We start from the raw sequence: 14,081 nt of genomic DNA on the forward strand, positions 1-14,081 counted from the left end.
CCTGTTTGCGCACTGGCGCTTTCTGCATGGAAACGGCCGAACATCGGGAGCCGTATGACGCGAGAGTGTCACGTACGGTTCTGGGAGCGCGCGGGGGTGAGATTCCCCCGCGCGACTCGCCAGGTTGTGATCAGCATTGCCGGCCAAAAGCATTGGCTCTGGAGAGCGGTGGGCCAACATGGGGTCGTGCTCGACACCCTGGTTCAGAGCTGCCGCAATGCGAAAGCCGCCAAGCGGCTATCGCGCAAATTGCTCAAGAAGCAAGGCATCCCCCTACGGGTGATGATCACCGTCGGAAGGTAGCCGTAGAGCATCTCGTGGATGTGCCAGTCGCGCGGCGCGAAGGCCGTCGACAGTTCCAGTTCGCCGTAGAACACCGGCAGCCACGCCAGGATCGCGAGACCGGCATAGAGCGAGCCGAACAGGAAGAACGGTCGGAGGCCGTGGGAGAGGAGCGCGGGTCCCGTGTAGTCTCGCAGCCGGGGAATGGGAGCCATCGCATGCCTCCTTTCTTCGGGGGCACGCCATTGCGTGGCCAATCGCCGGCGTCCGACGCTGCAAGAGGTTGGCACCGCCGCGGCGGGTTCGCCGCGGCGGTGCCAGAAGTTCGGAGGGTGCCCTTACTTCGCGGCGGTCGTTGTCGTGGCGAGCTTGTCGAACAGGGCAGCGAAGGCCTGCTTGGCCTTGCCCGGATGCGCAGCGGCCTTGGCCTGGTCCACATTGGCTGCGTCGCCGACCACGACCAAGCCAACCATGCCCATGCCGTAATGCGGCTTGCACTTGTAGCCGTAGACTCCAGCCTTGTCGAAGGTAACGGAGATGTCCTCGTTCATCTTGCCGACGAACTTCTGGCCACCGTCGGGCAGCATGCCTTCGACGACCTCGACGTTGTGCCCCTTGTCTGCGGCGACGAATTTCACCGTATCGCCGGGATTGATCTTCACGAAGGACGGCTCGAACACCATCACACCCTCAGTGCCCTTGTTGAGCATCTTCACCTCAACCTCGGCCGCGCCGGCCACGCCGACGAACCCGAGAGCAGCCACGAGAGCGCCGAGTGCAACAACCTTCCGCATGATCTTCTCCTTTGGGATACGAATTCAACGAGCCTCAGGTACGGCTCTTGAGGAGTTGTCATACGCTCCCGCGGATGGGACCTGTTTGATGTGGCGCAAGGAGTTGGCATATTTGCGCTAAAAGCATTGCATGACAGGGCTGCTGTTTGCGCCAACGCAAATACTGTGGGGGAACACTTCGTGCGGGGCCGCCAGCCCGGAACCACCCGGCCGTGCGCCGGATCCAGGCCTCTGGACATTCGTCGCCCCGTTTGCGCGGGGGCAAAGAGCAGCCCGCCCCGGCTGAGGTATACGTGACCTGTCCCAAGGAGCCCGCCCAAGGTGCATGCAATGACCCGCCTTCTCGATCCCGACATTCTCGATTGCCTTCAGGACGTGATGGATCCCGAGATTGGGCTCAGCGTGGTCGACCTCGGCCTCGTCTACGCGGCGGAGCACGGGGACGGCGGCATCGCCGTGGCGCTCACCCTGACGACCCGGGCCTGCCCGCTCGGGGACATGATCGTTGAAGACGCGCGCGGGCGCTTGGCGCGCCGCTTCCAGAACGTCCCGCGGATTGCCGTGAACCTGGTGTGGAGCCCGCTATGGACGCCCGACCGCATCACGCCGCGGGGGCAGGAACTGTTGGGCCGCACCCCGCGAGAAGCCGCATGATCGCTTCGCCGCGGACTGCCTCGCGCTGATGCCACCGCGCAGCCCCCGCTGCATCGGCGCGCAGACGGTCCGGCCCCTTGGATGCGGGCGTTAGGAGAGTTGCTTGAATGTCTGACATGTCTTCGTCGGTCCCCCTGGCCCTGGTGGGGCCCAAGCCCCGTCTGGAGCTGCGGTTCGCCTGTATGGTCCTTGCGGCCCTTGCCTTGCTGGCCGGCCTGTACGGTGCCTTGGTACGGCTCGGTTGGGCATTGCCCGCCAGCGGCTCCCTCGCCGCCTTACATGGACCACTGATGATCTCGGGCCTGTTCGGCACGCTGATCAGCCTGGAGCGCGCCGTCGCGCTCGGCTGCAGGTGGAGCTACGCCGCCCCGGCCCTTTCCGGGCTCGGGACCCTAACTCTGCTCGCCGGCGCGCCGGAGGCCTTCGGCGCTGGCGCGTACGCGGCTGCGGCGGCGGTGCTGGCGGGCGGGTCGCTCCTGATCACCATCCAGCAGCCAGCCATATTCACCGGCGCGCTCCTGTTCGGCGCCCTGGCATGGTTGTCCGGCAATGTTCTCTGGCTCCTGGGGAATCCGGTGCCCGACGTGGTGGGCTGGTGGCTGGCCTTCCTGGTGCTGACCATCGCCGGCGAGCGCCAGGAACTCAGCCGCCTCATGCTGCAGCGGCGCGGTAACGAGGCGCTGTTCCTGTTCGCCACTGGCCTGCTCATCGTTGGTGCCCAGAACGGCCTGCCCACCGGAGACGGCGCCATCCTCTTCGGACTGGCCCTGCTCGTCACGACGGCGTGGCTCATCCGCCACGACATCACTCGCCTGAACGTGCGCCGGACTGGGCAGACCCGCTTCATGGCGGTCTGCATGCTGGCCGGCTATGCATGGCTGGGCCTCGCCGGCCTTGGCCTGATCATGTCCCCTCCGGACGGCAGCACGTTCGGCTATGACATTACGCTACACGCGGTGCTGGTCGGGTTTGTCCTCTCAATGGTGTTCGGGCATGCGCTGATCATACTGCCCGCGGTCGCCCGGGTCCGGGTACGTTATGCCCCTGCCCTCTATGCTCCGCTCGGCATCCTGCATATCTCCGTGGCCCTGCGGGTTGGCGCGGATCTCGCAGGATGGGACGCCGGGCGGATGGCAAGCGGCGTCCTCACGCTCCTCGCCCTCGTCGGGTTCGCCGCCAGCCTCGCCCGCGCATCGCGGAATGACCGCAAGGCTGCCCGCCCAGCGGAACACTGCCAAGGTGAACCCCAGGCGCGTTGATCCTCTCTAGCCCAGGCTTAGATAGCCAGCCATGACACGGATGGAGGACAGCGCGAAATGGGGCGACAGGCAATGGCCTCGATCACGTTCATCGCCGCTCAGTCTGGCGTGTACTGGTAATTCTACACCTTCTTCTGCCATGCGATGCACGGCCGCATAAGTGTCGAGCGGCAAGGCGCCTGACGGCTTAGCGGGCCTCCTCGGGCCGAAGGCCAGCGCCGTCTCGGTTGCGTCGGCACGGGCGGCGTCATCGGGAGAGTGGCGTCCGGTCAGGAAGCCTGCAGTTCCGGAAGGTCAGACCGCAGCCATGCCAGACGGGCGATGGCGCGTCCGGCCAATATCTGGGCCCGCCGCACCGCCTCTTCATCGCCAAGGTTGTCGCCGGCTTCGAGATAGCGCTCGGTGAGGAGTTCGGCCAATGCCGCCGGATCGTTCGGGAGGGTATGCACGGCGGGCTGGTCTGAAGGGAGCGGCGTTTGCTCCAGCTCGTGTGCGTTCCGTCTCGCCTCCTCCACGAACGCCATCAGGCGCGCGTGCTCCGGTGCCGGGGCCTTGTCAGCCAGCAGTTCGAGCAGCTCTGCCAGCCGCCGTTCAAGGTCGGCGAAATCCGCCGCTCTGCCGTTCCGAGCCGCGCCCGGGCGCCTGCGTTCGGCATGGAAGGCCCTCCGGCGCTCCCGCCGCAGGGTCGCCACATGCCCCAGCTCCTCATAGGCCATCGTTTCCGCCGCCTGGCGGATTTCCGCGGCTTCCGCATGGGCGGCGACGTAGCTCCAGAAGGCGAAGGCCCGCTCCTCGTTGCGCACCGCCATGGAAAGGGCCCGGTAGGCGCTCAACAGCCGGGGATCGGTGGTTGCGGCGCCCTCGTCATCGAACGTCTCCGGCAACTCCCAGCGGATCCGCGCCGGGTCGGGACTCCGCCCCTTCGTCTTCTGCGACCAGTGAATCACGCCGTCGAGATGGCCCTGCTCGTCGGCGGACAGGCGCTCGAACACCTCCGCCAGAGCCGGGTTGCCCTCTCGGCGCATGCGGCCGGCGATATCGGCATAGCGGTCGGCCGCCTCCCGTTCCAGGGCCGCCGCGATGGCAAACAGTTCCTCCAGCGAGGTCACGGAGCCGGTCGGCTCGGTTTTCAGCAGCGACATTGGTTTCTCCGCCTGACGCGATGGTTGATGGTGGTCAGAGGTTGACGAGGGATGACCGATCCGTCAATTTGCGCCAGATCAAAGCGCGACAAGCTCGGCTGATTCATAAAGCGCCGGGCGTCATGATCCTCCCCGATCCAGCCTCGGAAAAACGCAACACAGCCGGAACCTTTCCGTCGGCTGACCGTTCCGTGTTTTCTGTTCAGAAAAAACCTAACGCTGGACAGTCCCTTGTTGGAAAGATCGAATCCCTCGAAGCCTGCCCGATCCTTTCCCATCATCACGCTGCAGATCCTTCAGGCTCTGGCACTGTTCGGGACCTTGGCGCTCCTATTGGCCGCAGGCCCCGCCTCCGCGGCAGGGCGTGTGCAAGAGTTCCTACCGAAGGCACAGCCTACGGAGTTCTTTTCGGGCGCCGACCGCTTCGGGCCGCCACAGGGCGACCCTCCCCTCGTTCCCGTCCAACAGGGCGATCGCCTGCTCGGCTATGTCTACCTGAACTCCGACTTCACCGGTGCGACGGGCTATTCCGGCAAGCCGATCAACCTCCTGGTCGGCATTAATCCGAACGGTGTGATCGCCGGGATCAAGCTGGTCGACCACAAGGAACCCATCGTCCTCGTCGGCATCCCTGAGCGGCGCATTATTGCCGCCATGAACACGCTCATCGGCAAGGACATGAAGCCGGTTGCAACCGGCGCCGAGCGGCCGCCCCAGGTCGACATCGTCAGCGGCGCAACCGTGACGGTGCTTGTGATGGGCGACAGCATCGTAAGATCCGCCGTGCGGCTCATCCGCAGCGGTCGCCTCGGTGCGGGCGGCCCCGCGACAGGAGCGGCCGCTGCGGCACCCGCGGCGGTAAAGACCGTCGATCTCTCGAAGAACGAGGTCCGCGATTGGCAGACCCTGCTCGGCGACGGATCGGTCCGCCGCCTGTCGCTCACCATCGGGGAGGTCAACGAAGCCTTCGCCAAGGCTGGCAAGCAGGAGGCAGCCAGCAATTCGGAAACAAGCGATCCGAACGACAGCTTCATCGATCTCTACCTCGCGCCCGTGAGCGTGCCCACCATCGGGCGCAGCCTGCTCGGCGACGCCGGCTACGAGCAGCTCAAGGCACGGCTGAAGCCGGACCAGCAGGCCATCGTGGTCGCAGGCGACGGGGCCTACTCGTTCAAGGGCTCCGGCTATGTCCGCGGCGGCATCTTCGACCGCATCGAGTTGCTCCAGGATGGCCAGAGCACCCGCTTCCGTGATCGCAACCATACCCGCCTCGGTTCCCTCGCCGCGGCGGGTGCGCCGGACTTGCGTGAGATTGCCCTGTTCGTCGTGCCCGAGGACTTCAAGCTGGATTTGGCCGAGCCCTGGCAACTGCAATTGCTCGTCCAAAGGAATGTCGGGGCGCGCGACAAGGCCTTTCTGACCTATAACCTCGAATACAGCCTGCCGGACCAGTATCTGCGGGTCGAGCAGCCTCCTGCGCCGGCTCCCGCTCCGGCACCGACACAGCAGCCACAGGCACAGGGTCAGGCCACTGCACCGTCCGCAGTCCCCGCAGCTCCGGCCGCGCCTTCGCTCAACGACGCGGATGCGCTCGCGGCCGGCGGGCTGGAGGATCCGCTCTGGCTCAAGATCTGGAAGACCAACACCGTCTCCATCGGCATCGCCGCCGTCGCGCTCCTGGTCCTCACCGCCATCTTCTTCTTTCAGGATAACCTGGTCCGCCGCCCGAAGGTCTACGTCTGGGTTCGCCGCGCCTATCTGACCTTCACCCTGATCTGGCTCGGCTGGTACGCCAATGCCCAGCTGTCGGTCGTCAACGTCCTGACCTTCACCAACTCGCTCATCACCGGCTTCAACTGGGAGTTCTTCCTCGCTGCGCCGCTGATCTTCATCCTCTGGGCGGCGGTCGCGGCAGCGCTACTGTTCTGGGGCCGTGGTCCCTTCTGCGGCTGGCTCTGCCCCTTCGGCGCATTGCAGGAATTGACCAACAACATCGCTCAATGGCTGAAGGTGCCGCAGATCACCGTTCCCTGGGGTCTGCACGAGCGCCTTTGGCCCATCAAGTACATCATCTTCCTCGGCCTGTTCGGGCTGTCGCTCTACAACGTCGCGCTGGCCGAGGTCTTTGCCGAGGTCGAGCCGTTCAAGACATCCATCATCCTGAAGTTCGTCCGCGACTGGCCGTTCGTGATCTATGCCCTGACGCTGCTGTCCATCGGCCTCTTCATCGAGCGCTTTTTCTGCCGCTATCTCTGTCCGCTCGGAGCGGCGCTTGCGATTCCGGGCAAGATCCGCATGTTCGAGTGGCTGAAGCGCTGGCCCGAATGCGGCTCGCCCTGCCAGCGCTGCGCCAAGGAATGCCCTGTTCAATCGATCCACCCGGAAGGCTTCATCAACGTCAATGAATGCATCTACTGCATGCATTGCCAGGAGCTCTATCACGACGACCAGCGCTGCCCGCACATGATCCAGGTACGGCTCAAGCGGGAGAAGCGCGAGGCGCTTTCGTCTCCGTCTATGCGCGGGAGCAAAGACAGCGGCCCAGGGCCCGCTAAACCTGTCATCACCCATAAGGGCAAGGTCGTCGGAACGCCTACTGACACGCCGACCACGGCCGATGTTCCTACCACCGCTTCATGAGCAAGAAGGAGGCTCACGTGTCACAGGAAGAAAAGAAAAACGGCTTCAGCCGGCGTCAGGTGCTTGGGACGACGGCTGCGGCCGCGGCTGCAGGGGCGGCAGGTGTCGCCGGCGGAGTCTCCCTGAAGGATGCGAGCGTCATCACGCCCGCCGAGGCGCAGACCGCACCCGCTGCTCCAGCGGCACGGCCTGCGGTGGCCAACAAGACCGAGGTCAAACCGGGCGAACTCGACGAATATTATGTGTTCTTCTCCAGCGGCCAGACGGGCGAGGTCCGCATCGTCGGCTTGCCCTCGATGCGCGAATTGATGCGCATTCCTGTATTCAATCGCGACAGCGCCACCGGCTGGGGGCTGACCAACGAAAGCCGTAAGATCCTCACGGAAGGGCTTCTGCCGGAGAGTGTGGAATTCCTGAAGGACAAGGGAGGTGTCTATCAGAACGGTGATCTGCACCATCCGCACCTCTCGTTCACGGACGGCACCTATGACGGTCGCTATCTCTTCGCCAACGACAAGTCCAACACTCGCGTCTGCCGCATTCGCCTCGATGTGATGAAATGCGACAAGATCGTCCAGTTGCCGAACCAGCACACCGTGCATGGCCTGCGCGTCCAGAAGTATCCGCGCACGGGCTACGTCTTCTGTAATGGCGAGGATCGGGTTCCACTCGTGAACGACGGCAAGATCCTCGACGATCCGAAGCAGTACGCGGCGATCTTCAGCGCCGTCGACGGCGATACCATGAAAGTCGCTTGGCAGATTCGTGTCGACGGCAATCTCGACAATGTCGACGCCGACTATCAGGGCAAATATGCCTTCGCGACCTGCTACAACTCGGAAGAAGGCGTCACGCTGGCCGAGATGATGTCCAAGGAGCAGGACTGGGTCGTCATCTTCAACATCAAGCGTATCGAGGAGGCGGTAAAAGCCGGTAAGGCCGAGATGATCAACGGTGTGCCTGTTCTCGACGGCGGCCATGGCTCCCCATATACCCGCTATGTGCCGGTGCCGAACAGCCCACACGGCATGAACACCGCGCCCGACGGCATCCACGTGGTTGCCAACGGCAAACTCTCGCCGACCGTGACGGTCTTCGACGTGCGCAAGTTCGATGACCTGTTCGACGACAAGATTCAACCGCGCGACACCGTGGTAGCGGAACCGGAACTGGGTCTCGGCCCGCTCCATACGGCCTATGATGGCAAGGGCAATGCCTACACGACCCTGTTCCTTGACAGCCAGGTGGTCAAGTGGAACATCGATTTGGCGAAGCGCGCATTCAAAGGTGAAAAGGTCAATCCCGTCATTCAGAAGCTCGACGTTCATTACCAGCCGGGCCACAACCACACCTCCATGGGCCAGACCAAAGAGGCGGACGGCAAGTGGCTCATCTCGCTAAACAAGTTCTCGAAAGACCGATATCTCAATGTCGGCCCGCTGAAACCGGAGAACGACCAGCTCATCGACATCTCTGGCGACCGAATGGTGCTCGTCCACGACGGCCCGAGCTTTGCCGAGCCGCATGACGCCACCATCGTGCATCGATCCAAGGTCAATCCGGTGCATGTGTGGAATCGCGACGATTCGTTCTTCGCCGACGCGGTGCAGCAGGCCAAAGCCGACGGCGTTGACCTGATGGCGGACTCGAAGGTGATCCGCGATGGCAGCAAGGTCCGGGTCTACATGACCTCGGCCGCGCCGGCCTTCGGCCTGGAGAGCTTCCAGGTCAAGCAGGGCGACGAAGTGACCGTCTATGTGACCAACATCGACGACGTCGAAGACCTGACGCACGGCTTCTGCATCACCAACTACGGCATCAACATGGAGGTCGCGCCGCAGGCAACGGCTTCGGTGACCTTCACGGCCTCGAAACCGGGCGTGTATTGGTACTACTGCACCTGGTTCTGCCATGCGATGCACATGGAGATGAAGGGCCGCATGTTCGTCGAACCACGGGCAACCTGACGCCATGGCGGAAGCCCGAACCATGATGCACCTAGGGCTGGTGGCGGTCTCCGCCGCCAGTCTCGTCTCGCCCGCCTACGCGGAACGGATGATCGTGCACCCGCACGACAGCCCTCAGGTTGTTATTGACAGGGCCAAGGACGGCGACGTGGTCGTCCTTGAGGCAGGAGAGCATCACGGTGCCGTCCGGATCACGCGCAGGATCACGGTCGAGGGTGAGGAGGGCGCAATTCTTGTCGGCCCTGGACGGGGAAGCGTTGTAACGCTCGCCGCGCCGGAGGCCGCCGTCCGGAACCTGACCATCCGCGGCTCCGGCAAGGATCCCGAGAAGATGGATGCCGGCGTCTTCGTCGAAAAGGATGCCGTCGGAGCCAGGATCGAGGGGAACCGGATCGAGGGAAACCTCTACGGCGTCTATCTTCATGGCGCCGAGAATGCCGTTGCGCGGGGGAACACGATCATCGGCATTGAGGAAGGCCGCATCAATGAGGCCGGAAATGGCATTTCGGTCTGGAACGCTCCCGGCGCCAAAGTGATCGACAATGACGTCCGTTTCGGACGTGACGGTATCTTCGTGATCACCAGCAAGCGCAACGTGTTCACGGGCAACCGCTTTCGCGATCTACGCTTCGCGATCCACTACATGTACACCAATGACAGCGAAATCGCGGACAACGTCTCGGTCAACAACGCGGTCGGATATGCGATCATGTTCTCGCATCGGCTCAAGATCGCCGGGAATATCTCTGACGGCGACCGCGACCATGGCTTTCTGTTCAACTATGCCAATCAGTCGCAAATTACCGGGAACACCGTCATGGGCCGCCTTCAGCCTGCGGAGCGCTGGACCACGGCCGGAACACGAGCCAAGGACGACAAGGAGCACGCCGTGCCAGTTCAGGAAGAAGGCTCCGCCAATCAGGTCACTGGTGCAAGACCCGGCCCGACGAAGTGCGTCTTCATCTACAACGCCAATCAGAACCGTTTCCGCGACAACTGGTTTGAGGGCTGCGAAATCGGCATTCACTTCACCGCTGGATCCGAGCGCAACGAGATGGTCGGCAACGCGTTCATCAGAAACCGCAATCAAGTGAAGTATGTCAGCACACGCTATCTCGACTGGTCGAAGGACGGGCGCGGCAATTACTGGAGCGACAACCCGGCATTCGACCTGAATGGCGACGGGATCGGCGACAGCGCCTACCGCCCGAACGACCTCGTCGACAAGGTGCTCTGGACCGCGCCACAGGCCAAGGTGCTGATGAACAGCCCCGCCGTGCAGGTAATCCGGTGGGCACAGGCGCAGTTCCCGGCTCTGCTGCCGGGTGGCGTCATCGACAGCCATCCCCTCATGGCGCCGCCCACGCGTCCGAAGACAGTCGCGGAAGGAGGTCGGCCATGACTGGGACGGTGAAGATCCGCAACGTGGTCAAGCGCTTCGGCAAGGTCGAAGCCGTGCGCGATGTCTCGTTCGAGCTCCCCGAGGGCGAGACGGTCGCGCTCGTGGGCCACAACGGCGCCGGCAAGACCACGCTGATGAAACTGATGCTGGGCCTCATCCGGCCCACCAGCGGCAGCATCGCCGTGCTCGGCGACGATCCGGCCGCAGGGGAGTTCGAGGCCCGGCGGCGGCTGGGCTACCTGCCTGAGAGTGTCTCATTCAATGCGGCCCTGACGGGGCATGAGACGCTGGCGTTTTACGCCCGTCTCAAGCGGGAGCCAACGAAGTCGGTCACGGCGCTCCTCGATCGCGTTGGCCTCACCCATGCCGCGCATCGACGGGTCGGCACCTATTCCAAGGGAATGCGCCAGCGCCTCGGCCTCGCCCAGGCGCTGCTCGGCGAACCGCGCGTGCTCCTGCTCGACGAGCCGACGACGGGCCTCGACCCGGCCCTGCGCCAAAGCTTCTACGAGATCGTCGAGGAACTGCGCGGGCGCGGAGCCACGGTGCTGCTGTCGTCGCACGCTTTGACGGAGCTGGAGGAGCGCGCAGGGCGCGTGATCATCATGAACCGAGGCGTGAAGGTCGCCGACGGCACGCTCGACGAGTTGCGCCGCATCGCGCGGCTGCCGACCCGCATCCGCCTGAAGGTCACGGATGCCGGACTGGCGAACATCCCGAACTGGCTCGGCCCCGTCGATGACTGGCGTCGGGTCAACGGCCACGTGGTCGAGATCGATGCGGCTCCCGAGCGCAAGATAGAGGTCTTGCGCCGCGCAACCGATGAAGGCGCACCGGTTGAGGATCTCGATGTGGTGCCGCCGACCCTCGACGCGCTCTATGCCCATTTCCTTCTCTCGCAGGAGACCGCGCGATGAGAAACATCCTGATCGTCGCGCGCAAGGAGATCCAGGAGGGGCTGCGCAACCGCTGGGTGCTCGCCACGACCCTGCTGCTGGCCGGCCTTGCTCTGTCGCTCACCTTCCTCGGCAGCGCACCAACGGGCACCGTCGGCGTCCGCGCCCTCGACGTGGTGATCGTCAGTCTCTCAAGCCTCACGATTCTCCTGCTGCCGCTGATCGCCTTGCTGATCTCGCATGATGCCATCGTCGGCGAGATGGAGCGCGGCACGATGCTCTTGCTCCTGAGCTACCCAGTGGCGCGCTGGCAGGTGCTGCTCGGCAAGTTCGTCGGCCACCTGTCCATCCTGGCGTTCGCGACGTTGCTGGGCTACGGCGCGGCCGCGGGCGCTCTAGCCATCATGGGAGAGGTCATCGACGGGGAAAGCTGGAGGGCTTTTGCCTCGATGGTCGGCTCATCGATCCTGCTGGGAGCCGCCTTCATCGCCGTCGGCTATCTGGTCAGCGCCCTTGTGCGCGAACGCGGCACCGCCGCCGGCATCGCCATCGGCATCTGGCTCGTATTCGTGCTGATCTACGACATGGCTCTCCTCGGTCTTCTCGTCGTCGATCAAGGCCAGCACGTCTCGGGCAGTCTGCTCAACGCCCTGCTGCTGCTCAATCCCGCCGACGCATACCGCCTGTTCAATCTGACCGGCTCGGCCGGCATTAGCACTTTCTCCGGCATGGCCGGGGTGGCGCAGAGCGCCAGCTTGAGTCCATCCGTCCTCCTCGCCACGCTCGCCGCCTGGGCCCTCATTCCACTCGGCCTCGCGGCGCTGGCATTCTCCAGGAGAGAGCTATGAGAAAAATCGCCCTCCTCACGGCCTTCGCCAGTGCGCTGGCCCTTACCGGCTGCAACGATCAGAAGGCGGCCGAGGCTCCTCCGCCCGCGCAGGAGATGACGGCCTCGGCTATCGGTCGCTACTGCGGCATGAACGTGATGGAGCATCCAGGCCCCAAGGGTCAGATCATCCTCGCGAGCCAGAAGGAGCCGGTCTGGTTCTCGTCTGCGCGCGACGCGATCTCCTTCACAATGCTGCCGGAGGAGCCGAAGGACATTCGCGCGATCTATGTCTCCGACATGGCCAAGGCGCCAAGCTGGGAAGAGCCCGGAGTGACGAACTGGGTCGATGCGAAGCAGGCCTCGTTCGTGATCGGCAGCCGCATGCAAGGTGGCATGGGCGGCGAGGAGGCCGTGCCGTTCTCCGACAAGGCCGCTGCGGAGAAGTTTGCGGCCGATAACGGCGGGCGCGTCGTGGCCTTCTCGGAGGTACCGAAGGATTACGTCCTCGGCGGCACGGCCGAGATGACGAGTTCGGTGGAGCAAGGGCCGGGACCGGATGGGGGACACGGTGAGCATCCCGGTCATGGCGTGCCCGTCTCTCCGCAGACCAACCATGCCCATCATTAGGGAGCTTGCCATGTCTCTCCTTTCGCGCAGGCGTTTTATCGGAGTCACGGCAGCAGCGGCGGGCCTGGGACTCGTGCCGTTCGGCCGTTCCGCCAGGGCCGAAGGCCACCTCGTGACTTGGCGGGGGCAGGCCATGGGCGCGGTGGCGACCCTGCAGGTGCATCACCACGACCGTACGATGGCCGAGCGGTTGGTCGAGCGCGCGCTCGCGGAGGTGCGCCGCCTGGAAGGAGTATTCAGTCTCTACCGGGAGGACTCAGCGCTCTCCGTTCTTAACCGACAGGGAATTCTCGTGGCGCCACCTGCGGAACTCGTTGAAGCCCTGGCGGAATGCCGCCGCCATGCCGACCTGACAGCCGGAGCCTTCGATCCGACCGTGCAGCCCCTGTGGGCTCTTTACTGGAGCCATTTCTCTCAGGCGGACGCCGACCCGCAGGGCCCACCCGGAGCCGAAGTGGAGGCAGCCCTCGCCAAGGTGGGATTCGACCGAGTCGTCTTTGATACGGATCGGATCGCCCTCGCTCGTCGGGGCATGGGGCTGACCCTCAACGGCATCGCCCAGGGCTACGCCACCGACCGAGTGGTGGACCTCTTGCGGGTGGGCGGCATTGAGCGCACCCTTGTCGATATGGGCGAGCCACGGGCAGTGGGATCTCATCCCTCGGGCGAACCCTGGCGCGTCGGCATCGCCGACCCGGATCGTCCCGAGGAGATCCTCGAAACCTTCGACGCTGTCGACCAGGCGGTCGCCACCTCCGGCAGCTATGGGTTCCGCTTCGATCCCGCAGGCCGCTTTAACCACCTGTTCGACCCGCGTACCGGCGACTCGGCGCACCTGTACCGCAGCGTGACGGTCATGATGCCGACCGCCACCTCCGCCGATGCGCTGTCAACCGCCTTCAGCCTCATGCCGCCCGAAGACGCTGCCAAGGCGCTCCATCGGCTTGGAGAGGGCCAGGCACACCTGATCACGGCATCGGGAGAAAGGATGCATCTTCGCGCGTAGCCGTTTCAGCGTGGATGCGCCAGGAACAGCGCCCGCCGCGGATCATTGACGTGCATCCCAACTGGCAGAAGATCATGACAATGAAGGCACACCTCACGGCCACCGCGCTCTGCGCCGTGCTCATGGCCCTCCCCGCAGCGGCCCAGCAGGACTAGCCCCGTTCCACACCCCCTCGCGGGCCGAACCCGCGCCGACCAGCACCCCGTCGGCGGACCCGCACAAGGACTTCGGCCGGCCGGAGAGTCACGGGGCCACCGTGCACGTGCCCCAGGTCAACGCAGCCACGCCCCTGCCGGCCGATATGAAACCAATGGCCGAGAGCCTCACCCGCAACACGGTCACGGCCCAGCAATACGGCAACCTCGCATCCAAGCGCCATACTAGCGGCGCCGTGCACGATCTGGGCGACCAGATGGTGCTCACGAACAGCCGCATCAACCGCACCCCGACGGCTGCCGCTTCCTTGCGCCGGAAGGCATCGATCACGCCGCCGATGAACACGAACAATCCGACGAAGAAGATGTAGGCGCCCATCGAGGACACCAGGTTCCAGCCCGCAAACGCATCGGGGTAATCCGCATAG

General features: G+C 64.5%; 11 protein-coding genes and 3 pseudogenes. 10 read left to right on the forward strand and 4 right to left on the reverse strand.

Annotated elements, in window-relative coordinates; translation table 11 throughout:
- Positions 1–120 precede the first annotated feature (120 nt).
- A pseudogene (locus ACS5Q0_RS26490) lies at positions 121–291 on the forward strand (DDE-type integrase/transposase/recombinase); the annotation flags it as partial.
- Here the strand turns inward: ACS5Q0_RS26490 and ACS5Q0_RS26495 are convergent.
- Positions 285–497, reverse strand: a pseudogene (locus ACS5Q0_RS26495) (NnrS family protein); the annotation flags it as partial. The pseudogenes ACS5Q0_RS26490 and ACS5Q0_RS26495 sit on opposite strands and share 7 nt — an antisense overlap.
- A gap of 123 nt (positions 498–620) precedes the next feature.
- Entirely contained in the window at positions 621–1,076 is a 456-nt protein-coding gene (locus ACS5Q0_RS26500; RefSeq protein ID WP_473129633.1) for a pseudoazurin, read from the reverse strand.
- A gap of 330 nt (positions 1,077–1,406) precedes the next feature.
- Here ACS5Q0_RS26500 and ACS5Q0_RS26505 point away from each other — a divergent pair, with 330 nt between their 5' ends.
- Positions 1,407–1,730: a metal-sulfur cluster assembly factor gene (locus ACS5Q0_RS26505; protein ID WP_473129634.1), complete on the forward strand. Its 324-nt coding sequence runs from the start codon at positions 1,407–1,409 to the stop codon at positions 1,728–1,730.
- Positions 1,731–1,837: 107 nt separating this feature from the next.
- Positions 1,838–2,989, forward strand: a complete 1,152-nt coding sequence (locus ACS5Q0_RS26510) for a hypothetical protein (RefSeq protein ID WP_473129635.1) — start codon at positions 1,838–1,840, stop codon at positions 2,987–2,989.
- 269 nt (positions 2,990–3,258) lie between these two features.
- On the opposite strand, the gene ACS5Q0_RS26515 is transcribed toward ACS5Q0_RS26510, so the two are convergent.
- Positions 3,259–4,131, reverse strand: a complete 873-nt coding sequence (locus ACS5Q0_RS26515; protein ID WP_473129636.1) for a ferritin-like domain-containing protein — start codon at positions 4,129–4,131, stop codon at positions 3,259–3,261.
- A gap of 291 nt (positions 4,132–4,422) precedes the next feature.
- On the opposite strand from ACS5Q0_RS26515, the gene ACS5Q0_RS26520 reads away from it, so the two are divergent.
- Genes ACS5Q0_RS26520 through ACS5Q0_RS26550 form a run of 7 tightly spaced genes read left to right on the forward strand, consistent with a single transcriptional unit; the run spans position 4,423 to position 13,498 of the window.
- Complete coding sequence (locus ACS5Q0_RS26520; protein WP_473129643.1) at positions 4,423–6,771, forward strand: 4Fe-4S binding protein; 2,349 nt, start codon at positions 4,423–4,425, stop codon at positions 6,769–6,771.
- Positions 6,772–6,788: 17 nt separating this feature from the next.
- Positions 6,789–8,738 (forward strand): TAT-dependent nitrous-oxide reductase, encoded by a 1,950-nt coding sequence (gene nosZ, locus ACS5Q0_RS26525; RefSeq protein WP_473129637.1) that lies wholly within the window; start codon positions 6,789–6,791, stop codon positions 8,736–8,738.
- A gap of 22 nt (positions 8,739–8,760) precedes the next feature.
- Positions 8,761–10,140 carry a nitrous oxide reductase family maturation protein NosD gene (locus tag ACS5Q0_RS26530; protein ID WP_473129638.1) on the forward strand — a complete coding sequence of 460 codons (1,380 nt, stop codon included), beginning with the start codon at positions 8,761–8,763 and terminating at the stop codon, positions 10,138–10,140.
- Positions 10,137–11,057 carry an ABC transporter ATP-binding protein gene (locus tag ACS5Q0_RS26535; RefSeq protein ID WP_473129639.1) on the forward strand — a complete coding sequence of 307 codons (921 nt, stop codon included), beginning with the start codon at positions 10,137–10,139 and terminating at the stop codon, positions 11,055–11,057. Before ACS5Q0_RS26530 ends, ACS5Q0_RS26535 begins: the two co-directional genes overlap by 4 nt.
- Entirely contained in the window at positions 11,054–11,884 is an 831-nt protein-coding gene (locus tag ACS5Q0_RS26540) for an ABC transporter permease subunit (RefSeq protein ID WP_473129640.1), read from the forward strand. The genes ACS5Q0_RS26535 and ACS5Q0_RS26540 overlap by 4 nt, the downstream gene beginning before the upstream one ends.
- A complete protein-coding gene (locus tag ACS5Q0_RS26545) occupies positions 11,881–12,492 on the forward strand; it encodes a nitrous oxide reductase accessory protein NosL (protein ID WP_473129641.1) in 612 nt (203 codons plus the stop codon). Before ACS5Q0_RS26540 ends, ACS5Q0_RS26545 begins: the two co-directional genes overlap by 4 nt.
- A 10-nt stretch (positions 12,493–12,502) precedes the next feature.
- Entirely contained in the window at positions 12,503–13,498 is a 996-nt protein-coding gene (locus ACS5Q0_RS26550) for an FAD:protein FMN transferase (RefSeq protein WP_473129642.1), read from the forward strand.
- Between the two features lie 243 nt (positions 13,499–13,741).
- Here ACS5Q0_RS26550 and ACS5Q0_RS26555 read toward each other — a convergent pair.
- A pseudogene (locus tag ACS5Q0_RS26555) lies at positions 13,742–14,081 on the reverse strand (hypothetical protein); the annotation flags it as partial.

The organism is Microvirga sp. HS2, assembly GCF_055792805.1.

Excerpts from the sequence above, each read along its gene's own strand:
- ACS5Q0_RS26550 (WP_473129642.1), top strand. The coding sequence starts at position 12,503 with ATGTCTCTCCTTTCGCGCAGGCGTTTTATCGGAGTCACGGCAGCAGCG.
- ACS5Q0_RS26530 (WP_473129638.1), top strand. The coding sequence starts at position 8,761 with ATGATGCACCTAGGGCTGGTGGCGGTCTCCGCCGCCAGTCTCGTCTCG.
- ACS5Q0_RS26545 (WP_473129641.1), top strand. The coding sequence starts at position 11,881 with ATGAGAAAAATCGCCCTCCTCACGGCCTTCGCCAGTGCGCTGGCCCTT.
- ACS5Q0_RS26500 (WP_473129633.1), bottom strand. The coding sequence starts at position 1,076 with ATGCGGAAGGTTGTTGCACTCGGCGCTCTCGTGGCTGCTCTCGGGTTC.
- ACS5Q0_RS26515 (WP_473129636.1), bottom strand. The coding sequence starts at position 4,131 with ATGTCGCTGCTGAAAACCGAGCCGACCGGCTCCGTGACCTCGCTGGAG.
- ACS5Q0_RS26535 (WP_473129639.1), top strand. The coding sequence starts at position 10,137 with ATGACTGGGACGGTGAAGATCCGCAACGTGGTCAAGCGCTTCGGCAAG.
- ACS5Q0_RS26505 (WP_473129634.1), top strand. The coding sequence starts at position 1,407 with ATGACCCGCCTTCTCGATCCCGACATTCTCGATTGCCTTCAGGACGTG.
- ACS5Q0_RS26510 (WP_473129635.1), top strand. The coding sequence starts at position 1,838 with ATGTCTGACATGTCTTCGTCGGTCCCCCTGGCCCTGGTGGGGCCCAAG.
- ACS5Q0_RS26540 (WP_473129640.1), top strand. The coding sequence starts at position 11,054 with ATGAGAAACATCCTGATCGTCGCGCGCAAGGAGATCCAGGAGGGGCTG.